This window comes from Legionella stuttgartensis (genome assembly GCF_977063405.2).
In genome coordinates, this window is record NZ_CDRUHA020000109.1 from 291164 (window position 1) to 301755 (window position 10592).

Below are 10592 nucleotides of genomic sequence, written 5' to 3' on the forward strand. Positions count from 1 at the left end.
ATTAAAATATCTTTAAATTTACGAGGTAATAATCCTTATCTTTCCCTGAAAGACTCCTCTTTGGCTTTAAAAATTGGTTTAAGAATATAGTCCAGAACACTTTTTTTGCCTGTTTTAATAAAAACATTGGCGGTCATACCAGGAATTATGGGTAACTTATGCTTATCATTTCCTAAATAATTTTTATCGGTTTGTACACGGATCATATAGTAGGTTATTGATGCTCCCCCAGATAATTTAGCATTTGATTCTTCAATTGCATCCGCACTGATATAAGTAACAACTCCATTTAAACTGCCGTAGACTGTATAATCATAAGCAGTAATCTTAACGGATACCTTTTGTCCGGTATGAATAAAAGCGATATCTTTGGGCGTTACTTTTGCTTCGATCAGTAACTTATCTGACAAAGGAACAATTTCCAAAATATCTTCACCAGGAGTAACAACTCCTCCCTCAGTTTTAATATTAATTTTTTTAACTACACCATAAACGAGTGATCTTAATTGAGTACGTACCATTTTATCTTTTAAAGAAGCTAATGAGTCCGTCAAACTCATTAACTCTGCTTTTTGCTGGTTGAGCTCAGTCCATGCAGTATTTTGATATTGATTTTTTTTCTCTAATATCTTTTGTTGAATTTCTGCAATAATTTCCTTAGTTCGAATGTATTCCGCCTTAGATGCATACCCCTTAAGTGTTAATTTCTCATACATTTTAGTGTGCTCTTTAGCCAGATCTAAATATTGTTGTAAATTTTCCAATTCTGAATGAAGCGAATCGAGTTGGGTTTTAAATAAATAATTTTCTCTATCTACGAGATCAGGAGCATTTTCTTTTAACTCAGCAGAAAACTGAATACTTGGTTTACCATAAGCTTGTGCCGTTAGCCTGGCTACTGTGGCAGAAAGGGCAAGATATCGATGATAGCCATTTTTATAATCTGCCTTGTACCGAGTATCATCTAGAGTTACCAGAATTTGGTTTGGACGAACTATTTCCCCTTCCTGAACCATAATTTTATTAATAATTCCGCCATCTAAGCTTTGGATAATTTTAACTTCCGATGAAGGGATAACTTTTCCCTCACCGATAACAACATCGTCTATCATTCCAAAATAAGACCACACTATTCCCAAAATAATAAGCATTAAAACAATAAAAAGAATGCTGTTCGCAACCACTGTTGTTTTCGATAATAACGCGGCTTTAGAGTCAGGAATAAAATCCTCATCTTCAGAAAAAAATTTTTTATCCTTCTTATTTTTCTTCAAAGCCATATTTATTTACCTTCCTGATTTGGTATTGAAGATGAAAACTGTTGGGACTGCTTTTGCTTCTCAAGAGCTTGTGCTTTTTGCAGAACCTCAATAACCTCGTTTTTTGGGCCATCGATAATAATATGGCCATTATCCATCATAATAAGTCGTTCAACTAAAGGAAATAATGATACTTTATGTGTCACTAATAAAATGGTTTTTCGTTCTTTAAGTGTTAATAAGCGCTGAATCGTTTCTTGTTCTGTAGCCATATCCATGGCACTGGTTGGCTCATCAAATAACCAAATCGGTGGATCAGATAATAGTCCACGAGCCAAGGCAATAGATTGGCGTTGTCCTCCTGATAAGCCTTCCCCTCTCTCGCCAACCATCATATCAAATCCTTCTGGATGATGATTTACAAATCGGTCAACACCACCAAGATAACCTGCATTGATAATTGCTGCATCATCAGCCCAAGGCATTCCCATAGAAATATTATCTCGTACGGTTCCATAAAATAACATGCTATCTTGAGGAACAAAGCCCATGTTCTTCCTTAAATCGACAGGGTCTAGTTGCTCTATGTTAACCCCGTCTATATAAATATTGCCCTCCTTGGGTTGATATAAACCAAGAATTAATCGTTGAATAGTACTTTTACCCGAACCAATACGTCCAATAATGGCTACCCGTTCCCCTGCCTTGATTTTAAAAGAAACTTGATCAAGTGCCAGGATTTGTTGCCCAGGATATTGAAAACTGACTTTATCGAATTCTATTGTTCCTTCTATTTTGGGCAGATGCAAAAAACGCTTATCTTCTGGACGCTCAACAGGCAATGACATCAAACAATTCAGATTTTCCAATGATAACTTGGCTTGCTGCAACCGAGTTAAAATTCCTGCTAATGAAGAAAGAGGTGCTAAAATTCGTCCCGCTAAAATATTTGTGGCAATTAATCCCCCTAAAGTCATGCTGCCTTCCTCAATCATGTATACACCTAAAGCAATCATACCCACGGTAATAAACCCTTGACCGTAATTAGTAATCGTGATGATCAAATTAGAGAAATATCGCATTTTTAGTGAATCTCGTGCGGTAGTACCAACATATTGTTCCCATTTTTTTTGCATTTGGCCTTCAGCATTTAACGATTTAACCGTTTCAATAGCCGTAACTGTTTCAACTAATAATGCATGTTTTTGCATTGCCCCTTGCAATGATTTTAATACCGCTTCACGCATTGGTTTCTCAATAAGATATGCAGCAAGTAAGATAAGCGGCACTACAATAAGAGGAACCAGTACAAGCCAGCTGCCTAAATACGCGATAAGCACGAAAAACAAAACAACAAAGGGTAAATCGATAATTGTAGTTAGTGTTGCGGAGGTAAAAAAATCTCGAAGCACTTCAAACTCACGCAAATTATTTACAAAAGCACCTACAGAGTTGGGTTTATTCATTAAGCGGATACTCATTGCTTGTTGGAATAAAGTGCTTGCCATCACAACATCCGCCTTTTTTCCACTCACATCAATTAAATACCCGCGTAATAGTCTTAAAATGAAATCAAAAAAATTAATTATCAAAACCCCTATAACGAGTACCCATAACGTCACATTGGCATTGTTAGGAATGACGCGGTTATATACATTCATTATAAATAAGGGCATAACCAGATTAAAAAGATTAACTATGAATGCTGCAACGACGACTTGCATATAAATATATCGATAACGAGATAAAGTACTCCAGAACCAGGAAAGCTTGTCTATTTTTTCTGTTGCAGTTGCTTCAGCACGTGTTTCATATTTAAAAACAGGAGCAATAAATATGGCATGTCCAATATAACTTTCTTCCAAATCATCTAATGATTTTTGTTGAACACCTCCGCCATGATCCGACAAAATAAGTTCGACTGTTCCTGAATCAATGATCTTATTTAATATGCATGCCTGATCATTTTTTAAAAGCAACACAACCGGTAAAACTAATTTTGAAATATGATGAAGGGATCGTTTCACTATACGTGCCGAGAATCCAACTCGTTCCGCTGCACGTACAAATAAGGCGGGTGTAAATCTATTATTTTCCAGAGGCAATCCAGCTCGAAGTACATCTGCAGACAAAGGGCGATGATTTAGCATAGTTAAAATTACTAAACAATCTAACAATGGATCAGAGAATGTTTCATTATTCTCAGAAGACTTATCCATTCTCTTTTTCCTACTAAGAGATGTCATATGTCTTATAGTTTAGCAGGTTAATGCAATTATAGGGGCTGGTGCTGATTTTGTATAAAATTCTTGATTGGGTGTAACGCTAATTTTCATTAACAATTAAATCCCAAGCGTCACGCCAATCAATTTATTTTCTATAAAAACTTTGGATGATGGCATGCGTCATTACAATCAGTATTGGTCTTTTCCACCTGAATAGTTACATGCTGAATATTAAATTCTTGACGTAACTGTTCGACCCACTCAGCTCTTAATCCATCGGAAAGCATGTCATCAGGCATATGCAAATGAACCGACATCGCATTTTCTTGGGTACTCATTGCCCAAATATGTAAATCATGAAAACCTTTAACCCCTGGTTTGCTTAATAAAAAATCGCTCACGGCGGTCCAAGAAATATTATCAGGAACACCATCAATAATTAATCTGAAACTACCCGCAAATAAAGCCCAAGTACCTTTGAGTATCACCAAGGCGATCAATAAACCAACCACAGGATCTATCCATTGCCAACCAGTCCAGTACAATAAGGCGGCTGACAAAACAACACCTACTGAAACCAAGGCGTCATAAAATAAATGTAAATAAGCTCCTCTAATATTTAAATCGTCAGAACCATGTGCAAATAATAAAGCAGTAGCGGAATTAATTACGATACCTATTCCTGCGACAATCATAACCGATAAAGCTTGAACTTCAGAGGGTGAAAACAGCTTATAGACCGCATCTGTGGCGATAATGCCGCATGTAAAAACTAACAAGATTCCATTGGCCAATGCTGAGAGTATGGATATTTTTTTTAAGCCATAGGTCGCTTTCATAGTGGGCGCACGTTTCATAAGTACGGTAGCAATCCAAGCTAATACCAAACCTAAAACATCGCCTAAATTGTGAAACGCATCAGCCAATAAACTGGTCGAATGTGATAAATAAGCAAAAACAATTTGTATAATTACAAAAATGCCGTTCGCGATTATGGAAATGATAAAGGCTTTATCATAAGTCGCCGTAGCATTATTTGGTCCATGATGGTGGTGATGATGATGTGAATCACCGTGAGAATGCGTGCTCATAACGTTCCTTCGTTTTTTTGATCTTCTTTTTGCTCTTCAGAATAATAGTTAATGCCAATTTTTATTCGATTACGTTCTTTTTGCTTACGCCATGCATTCGTATCACGTAAAGAATACACACACCCACAATATTCTTGTTTATAAAATTCTTCACGCTTGGCAATTTCATACATGCGTTCGGAACCTCCATTTTTTCGCCAATTATAAGTCCAGTACACAAGATTAGGGTATTTGCTTGCCGCACGAACTCCAGAATCATTAATTTGATTCATATCTTTCCAGCGTGAAATTCCCAAAGAACTGCTGATTATAGGAAAACCATGTTCGTAAGCATACAAGGCTGTGCGCTCAAAACGCATATCAAAACACATGCTACATCGCTTGCCACGCTCAGGTTCCCATTCTAGACCCTTCGCACGAGCAAACCAATTATCCTTATCATAGTCAGCATCAATGAATGGAATATTATGTTTTTGCGCAAAACCAATGTTTTCGTTTTTTCTAATTTCATATTCTTGAATAGGGTGAATATTCGGATTATAAAAAAAGATAGTAAAATTAATTTCTGAACTAATAAGCGCTTCCATGACCTCACCTGAACAAGGTGCACAACATGAATGCAGCAATAACTTGTCTGCATCATTAGGTAATTCCAGTCGCTCTCTCTGTATCATTTTTTTACATCCAACAAATTTATAAAATGGTGACGATAATATACCAACTCTGCAATAGAGTCTTTAATATCGTCCAGGGCAAGGTGTTTTGATTCTTTAATAACACCATTTAACAATTCAGGCCGCCAACGAATAGCTAATTCTTTTAATGTGCTCACATCCAAATTTCGATAATGAAAAAATGCAGCTAGTTCTGGCATGTATTTATAAAGAAATCGCCTATCCTGACACACACTATTACCACACATTGGCGACTTACCTTTATCAAGATACTGTTTTAAAAAATCAATGGTTAACTGCTCGGCTTGCGCTTCGCTGATTTGACTTTGTAAAACCCGATCAACTAAACCGGATTGGCCGTGTTGCCGGGTATTCCAGGAGTCCATACCATCGAGCAACACCTTAGATTGAGAAATAGCAAAAACGGGGCCTTCAGCAATTATATTTAAATGTGGATCGGTCACCACTGTTGCAATTTCGATGATCCTATCTTTTTCAGGCTCAAGTCCTGTCATTTCCAAATCTATCCAAATTAAATTTTGATTATTTTTCATTTGTTTCCCAGGAGTTTAATATCAATTCTACACAAGCCACTCGTCTTTGATGTAGGGTGTGTTTAATTGCTTCACCCTTATAACCTTCTGCGATGATCGCTTGGCTATTCACTTTAGCACATTCAGTAAGCAAATAGCTCCATAATTTACTTTGTCGATACTCAATAGCTCGACCACAACCTGCTGCATCTGATTCACATGCAATTAACATATTATAGAAGAGTTGTGGACGGCGAAATGCATCGCTTTGCTCCAAAATCTTCACTATAGTACTCGCTTTCAATTCAAATAATCGGTGGATGTTCAAATGAACTCGCGAAACCATAATTGCTAGAGCGCGATAATCATTGGGAATTCGTAATCGAAAGCACAAGGCATCAACAATGCCAACACCACGCTCTTCGTGGCCATGGTGGCTTGGCCAATTGTGCATAGGCGATAAACCTTTACCCAAATCATGTACCAATGCAGCGAATCGGATCACAGGATCTTTGGTTAAAGTTACCGCCGCTTGCAAAACCAACAAAGTATGAACACCACTATCTACTTCATGATGATAACGATATGGATTAGGGATGCCGAACAGCCGATCAATTTCAGGTAAAATTACCCGCAAGGCATCACAGGAGCGTAAAGTAATTATAAATTGTTCAGGATTTTGTTCTTCTAAACTTCTTTGCCATTCTTGCCAAACGCGTTCAGCGACCAAGTGAGCCAACTCACCTCGTTGAACCATTGTATACATCAATGAACGTGTTTCATCAGCCAATTTAAAACCTAAATGATGAAAGCGTGCTGCAAAACGAGCAATACGCAGTACACGGACTGGATCTTCAACAAAGGCTGGAGATACGTGACGGAGTATCTTAGCTTCTAAATCCTTCAGTCCATGATATGGATCAATAAGCTGTCCTTGTTCATCTCGAGCCATTGCATTAATGGTTAAATCACGGCGTGCTAAATCTTCCTCTAAGGTTACCGTTTTACTGAAATTACAGGAAAAACCATAATATCCTGGCGCAGATTTTCTTTCTGTTCGCGCCAAAGCATATTCTTCATTGGTTTTCGGATGCAAAAAAACAGGAAAATCTCGACCAACTTGTCTGAATCCTTTTTCCAATAACTCATCCGGATTGGAGCCGACAACAACCCAATCACGTTCTTTTACTGGAAGATTCAATAATTCATCGCGTACAGCACCACCCACTAAGTAGACTTTCATTAAATTTCATTTACCTTCATACTGTATGATTATTTAGCCTTAATTTTTCTTTCGAGCTAAGAATATTTTTAATCATTATATTATAGATCTGAACTATGAGTAAAAGACGTATTAGTAAACAACAATCTGCCCGTATTGAAAAAATTCAACAAAATTATCATGTGAATAGAAAAAATCATGATGATCTGGCTGATGGATTAGTCATTACTCGCTTTAGTAAACACGTTGAACTAGAAGACATCAAGGGGAGGCACATACGTTGCTCTATTAGGCCCAATTTAGAGACACTGGTAGCAGGAGATAAGGTCATTTGGCAATCTGAAGGAATCAAGCAAGGAGTAGTGGTTAGCCTTTATCCTCGGAGTAGTGTCTTGGCAAAACCAACCAGCTCGGGGCTTATAAAACCTGTCGCTGCCAATATTACGCAACTCATTATTGTCATCGCACCGAAACCAGAAATATCTTGGCCGTTACTTGATAGCTATTTAGTTATGGCAGAAACACTACACTTACAGGCAGTAATTCTATTAAATAAAACTGATTTACCATGTGACCGTCTCAAAGAACAATTATGCATGGATTATGGAACACTTAATTATCCTATAGTACTAACAAATAAAAACTCTGCTGAGGGTTTAGAACAACTCAAACACATATTAAATCATCAAATCAGCGTGTTCGTAGGCCAATCCGGAGTGGGTAAGTCATCGATTATTTCAAGTATTTTGCCTCACGAACAAAATATCTCCGTAAATGAAATTTCTGAATTATCTGAATTAGGTAGACATACAACCAGCAACTCACGATACTATCATTTGCCAAGTGGCGGTGCTTTAATAGACTCACCGGGAGTAAGGGAGTTTAGTTTATGGCACATAGATGCCACTGAAATCGCACGAGGTTATCCCGAATTTAGACCCTATTTGTCAGAATGCAAATTTCGAAATTGTACTCATAAAGATACGCCACATTGCGCTATCATTAAGGCAAAAGAAGAGGGTTTAATTTCGGAAAAACGATATGAAAATTTCATCAGGCTTTGTGGACAATACACCTAAAACCTACTTAGCCATTAACAGCATCGAACATGAGGCATAAATAAAATATACTGCTAGACTAGGCACGCTGAAGCTCAGATAAACTGCCACTACCACGTTTCTTTATCCTCTTAATTCATTTTAATTCATTGACTAGAGGTCTTTCATAACCAGTTTTTTTCTTTCTTCTACTTTATCCAGTTTTTGCATACCAATACCCAACTAAACTCCCCTCTGGACATAAAGAAGACTTGCATCTAAAGCAATATAAAGAATTTTGGGTACGGTTATAAATAAAACTAGTTATATTGACCAATATAATCAAGTATTGGCCGACTGCACTTTTTAGCATTTTCTTTTTGGGCGATGCTTAAAATCGGCTGACTTATATTAAATAAATAATCACTTATTTTATCCATTTTCCTCGGTTCAAGAGTTAGTTGAGACCATTGGTTTTTATAATTTACTATCATTGATTGAACATCTTTTACTTCAGAGAACTTAAAAAATTCCACCTTATCTCTTTTTGGAGACATAGGAAAAAAGGATGGTGAGGAACTTTCCAGGCCTTGACATAATTTGGATACCTGTTTGTTGATATGCTTACTACAGTTAATAAGAAATCGCGATTTTGCCATGTCTAGATCACACAGTTTAATTAATCTCAACAAATGGGTTCGATGATGTTCGCTAAGTCCATTTAGAAATTCAGTGAATAGGACATTGACTCTAAATTGCTTCATGAGCTCATTTTCATCTTGCGCATAAGTTTGGATTATGTCATCTAAAAATTGATGAGTCCGAGTCTTTACAGACTCATTATTTGTTTTAAAAAGGATTAGGGCATTAAACAAGCGCTCCGGTTCAAACCAATAAACGCCAAGTTCATTTAATTTACATTTTTGCACAAGCTCTAACCATTTAACTGTTGGTTTATGACGTGTAAAGCATGAAAACCAGCCTGTATCTTTTTTTGAAGGACTAACAAGATCGCGGATAATATCTTCATACGCCGCTTCCAAAGCTTTAGGTTTATTTGCTGCAACGAATGGCAACAACACAGTAAGAATGGTATAGGCCTCTGGAAATACCGTATTTTCTTTATCCCATAGACTAGAGGTTTGTCGCGTACAGAGAATAGATAGCTCGAATTGAGTGGTGAATAGCGAAACAATTAGTTTACAACAATTTATAAAAGCATCCGTTTTATCAAATGAAGTTTGGTCTTCTTCGATAACCTCTGATAACTCTTGGTAAACAGGCTCTAATTCTTTACTTGTAGCTTTTAAATCTGAGTTATATTTAAATAACCATTTGGTTAATGCTTTTATTTCATACTCCAACTCAGAATAATCCTTTGCAGTATGAAGGGCGATAAATACATCCAATAAGTATTCTTCATTTTGTTTATATTTAATTTTTGAGCCATACAAGAAATTCACATCCACTAGTTCGTATTCATATAAACGATGGAAAAAACTTTTTATCTCTTTTTTGAATTCTGTAAATTCCACTTTATTCGATTGCAAATAAAAGTATCGCTCAACTAATTCCATTAAGTGAGGTAACAAGGCTATAGGCATACGGCCATGTGCTCTTAAATTAACAAAAACTTTTTTACGCATCAGATCCCAAAAGTTTTTGAAAATTTCGGAGTCTACGCTTACTTCCCTTGTGGTTTGCTTACACAATTTTAAACGTGCTAATTCATCTATTGTAACAACGCTTAACTTTTTCTCAGATCTGTATGTCGATAATTCAAATTGCCATTTTTCTAAGTGTTTACAAAAGCTTAGTTTTCTATATAAAGTATTATCACCAAAACCAAGATAAAAATTAAAAAGATTAACCGTTTCATTAAGCGACGAAAAATCATTTAAATCCTTTTCATTAGTCAAAGTTGGTATCAATATTTTTAAATAATTAATTTCTACCACTGGACCAAGTTCTCGAGCTAAATCAATCCAATATTGATTGAGCGCTGAAGGATTAAGCATATAATCATCGTTATCAACAATCGCTTCCCACCGAGTTTTATAACAGGTGAGAAGAAAAAGCAAATCATCCTGAGCTAACGTATCAGTTGGCTTACATTTAGAAAAGCGATCTGCAAGACATTCGCGTAGCTTCTTATCACATTGAGTGAGCGTACTTTCCTTTTCTAGAGTTTCAATAAAATCCAAAATTCGTTGGACTAACATAAACTACAACCTATCCTTAAATAAAATTAACTTAAACTAAAGTCAAATAAAAATCAATTATAAACCCCATGGGGAAACACGTAACTGAAGGAAATTAAATAATAAATTATTCAAGCATGAATCTAAGTTCTAGTGGTTCGTGGAAAAAGAACTTAAAGCCTCCAAGCACTATTCATGGTTTTTATGGAAGATTTCATTGTTGAAAAAAAAAGCGGCTCGAAGCCGCTTTTTAAGAATAAAACCCTGGCGATGACCTACTTTCACATGAGGAAACCTCACACTATCATTGGCGCGGGCTCGTTTCACTTCTGAGTTCGAGATGGAATCAG

General features: G+C 36.5%; 8 protein-coding genes and 1 rRNA gene. 1 reads left to right on the top strand and 8 read right to left on the bottom strand.

The window, feature by feature from the left end:
* Positions 1 to 35 precede the first annotated feature (35 nt).
* The 6 genes from ACWTEW_RS36030 to ACWTEW_RS36055 all read right to left on the bottom strand — a co-directional run bounded on the left by ACWTEW_RS36030 (position 36) and on the right by ACWTEW_RS36055 (position 7025).
* A complete protein-coding gene (locus tag ACWTEW_RS36030; RefSeq protein WP_454782788.1) occupies positions 36 to 1280 on the bottom strand; it encodes an HlyD family type I secretion periplasmic adaptor subunit in 1245 nt (414 codons plus the stop codon).
* A gap of 2 nt (positions 1281 to 1282) precedes the next feature.
* Entirely contained in the window at positions 1283 to 3478 is a 2196-nt protein-coding gene (locus ACWTEW_RS36035; RefSeq protein ID WP_454782789.1) for a type I secretion system permease/ATPase, read from the bottom strand.
* A gap of 158 nt (positions 3479 to 3636) precedes the next feature.
* On the bottom strand, positions 3637 to 4575 hold the full coding sequence (locus ACWTEW_RS36040) for a cation diffusion facilitator family transporter (RefSeq protein WP_454782790.1): 939 nt from the start codon (positions 4573 to 4575) through the stop codon (positions 3637 to 3639).
* Entirely contained in the window at positions 4572 to 5249 is a 678-nt protein-coding gene (locus ACWTEW_RS36045; RefSeq protein WP_454782791.1) for an epoxyqueuosine reductase QueH, read from the bottom strand. Before ACWTEW_RS36045 ends, ACWTEW_RS36040 begins: the two co-directional genes overlap by 4 nt.
* On the bottom strand, positions 5246 to 5803 hold the full coding sequence (orn, locus tag ACWTEW_RS36050; protein WP_454782792.1) for an oligoribonuclease: 558 nt from the start codon (positions 5801 to 5803) through the stop codon (positions 5246 to 5248). Before orn ends, ACWTEW_RS36045 begins: the two co-directional genes overlap by 4 nt.
* Positions 5793 to 7025, bottom strand: coding sequence for a multifunctional CCA addition/repair protein (locus ACWTEW_RS36055; protein WP_454782793.1), 1233 nt, complete (start codon positions 7023 to 7025; stop codon positions 5793 to 5795). Before ACWTEW_RS36055 ends, orn begins: the two co-directional genes overlap by 11 nt.
* 95 nt (positions 7026 to 7120) lie before the next feature.
* Here ACWTEW_RS36055 and rsgA point away from each other — a divergent pair, with 95 nt between their 5' ends.
* Entirely contained in the window at positions 7121 to 8083 is a 963-nt protein-coding gene (gene rsgA / locus ACWTEW_RS36060; RefSeq protein WP_454782794.1) for a small ribosomal subunit biogenesis GTPase RsgA, read from the top strand.
* Between the two features lie 278 nt (positions 8084 to 8361).
* Here rsgA and ACWTEW_RS36065 read toward each other — a convergent pair whose 3' ends face one another.
* Both ACWTEW_RS36065 and rrf read right to left on the bottom strand, forming a co-directional pair.
* On the bottom strand, positions 8362 to 10263 hold the full coding sequence (locus ACWTEW_RS36065; RefSeq protein ID WP_454782795.1) for a hypothetical protein: 1902 nt from the start codon (positions 10261 to 10263) through the stop codon (positions 8362 to 8364).
* Positions 10264 to 10504: 241 nt separating this feature from the next.
* Positions 10505 to 10592 (bottom strand): 5S ribosomal RNA (gene rrf, locus ACWTEW_RS36070); the annotation flags it as partial.

What these genes read in the sequence shown, in the direction of transcription:
- ACWTEW_RS36030 (WP_454782788.1), bottom strand. Translation starts at nt 1,280, where the DNA reads ATGGCTTTGAAGAAAAATAAGAAGGATAAAAAATTTTTTTCTGAAGAT.
- ACWTEW_RS36035 (WP_454782789.1), bottom strand. Translation starts at nt 3,478, where the DNA reads ATGGATAAGTCTTCTGAGAATAATGAAACATTCTCTGATCCATTGTTA.
- ACWTEW_RS36040 (WP_454782790.1), bottom strand. Translation starts at nt 4,575, where the DNA reads ATGAGCACGCATTCTCACGGTGATTCACATCATCATCACCACCATCAT.
- ACWTEW_RS36045 (WP_454782791.1), bottom strand. Translation starts at nt 5,249, where the DNA reads ATGATACAGAGAGAGCGACTGGAATTACCTAATGATGCAGACAAGTTA.
- orn (WP_454782792.1), bottom strand. Translation starts at nt 5,803, where the DNA reads ATGAAAAATAATCAAAATTTAATTTGGATAGATTTGGAAATGACAGGA.
- ACWTEW_RS36055 (WP_454782793.1), bottom strand. Translation starts at nt 7,025, where the DNA reads ATGAAAGTCTACTTAGTGGGTGGTGCTGTACGCGATGAATTATTGAAT.
- rsgA (WP_454782794.1), top strand. Translation starts at nt 7,121, where the DNA reads ATGAGTAAAAGACGTATTAGTAAACAACAATCTGCCCGTATTGAAAAA.
- ACWTEW_RS36065 (WP_454782795.1), bottom strand. Translation starts at nt 10,263, where the DNA reads ATGTTAGTCCAACGAATTTTGGATTTTATTGAAACTCTAGAAAAGGAA.